This is a genomic window from Rhodocytophaga aerolata, from assembly GCF_030503435.1.
Classification (GTDB): domain Bacteria; phylum Bacteroidota; class Bacteroidia; order Cytophagales; family 172606-1; genus Rhodocytophaga; species Rhodocytophaga aerolata.
Genome location: NZ_JAUKPO010000176.1, coordinates 1 through 851 on the forward strand (window position 1 = coordinate 1; position 851 = coordinate 851).

At 34.0% G+C, this 851-nt stretch carries 1 protein-coding gene; it reads left to right on the top strand.

Annotation, left to right across the window (positions count from 1 at the left end; translation table 11 throughout):
- The first annotated feature begins 161 nt into the window (after positions 1-161).
- Positions 162-701, top strand: coding sequence for a DUF2569 family protein (locus tag Q0590_RS37410; RefSeq protein WP_302042799.1), 540 nt, complete (start codon positions 162-164; stop codon positions 699-701).
- Positions 702-851: the final 150 nt, after the last annotated feature.

An 851-nucleotide genomic window follows, 5' to 3' on the forward strand; every position in this document is an offset into this window, starting at 1 on the left:
AGAAAGCACATTGAGATATTAAAGCAAGAAGAGTGATATGGTTACTCGAAAGGGGAAATTATTTTAACTACTCCTATCTATAACCTGCTAACAAAATACCTAAAAGTAAGTATTGCTATTTGGTTATGCTGTATATAAATTGATTCTATAATTCTCTATACATGCCTGCCTCATCTACTACCGATCAAATTACTGAAAACAGCCAGCCTACAAAAGGTTATGGGGCGTGGTTGCTTCTGATGATGGGTTATATGCTACTAATAGCCTTTTATATTCTAGATAGATTTATGGAAGGAAGACTAACCGATGGGAGCCTACTCAATATCTTTACTGGTGAAGTAAGTGCAAGTAGAAGTCTTTCAGGTCCAATTGGAATAACAAGATTATATGCTTACACCAATCCTTTAGCTAATCCCATATTTTTTTATATGCAGTTTATGCTGATCACAGTCACCTTTTTTAACTTTTGGAAAAGGAAAAGGAATACTCCTAAATGGATGATTGCTTTTTTTGTGATAAGTATCATTTATGCTATAGGTGAAGTGATTGGAATAGCTAACAGTCCAAGCTTTGATGACTTCAATAGGTCAATGATGCAACAGAATGCCATTCATAAATTGGTTGTTTCTTGTTTGTTTTTTATACCGGCTATTTTATATCTGATCAGATCAAAGAAAGTAAAAGAGGTGTTTGTTAACTGATCTGGAGGTAATTGACTCTAAATAAATCCTCCTTAAAGTGTCTTCAGCTCTCTAGCTCTATGGTATATTTAGCTTGAACCTTTTACTAGGTTAACAGAAAGGGGCTGTTACTTTAACTACCATTTATTGTTACCCTATTTATCTCTTTAG

Excerpts from the sequence above, each read along its gene's own strand:
- Q0590_RS37410 (WP_302042799.1), top strand. The coding sequence starts at position 162 with ATGCCTGCCTCATCTACTACCGATCAAATTACTGAAAACAGCCAGCCT.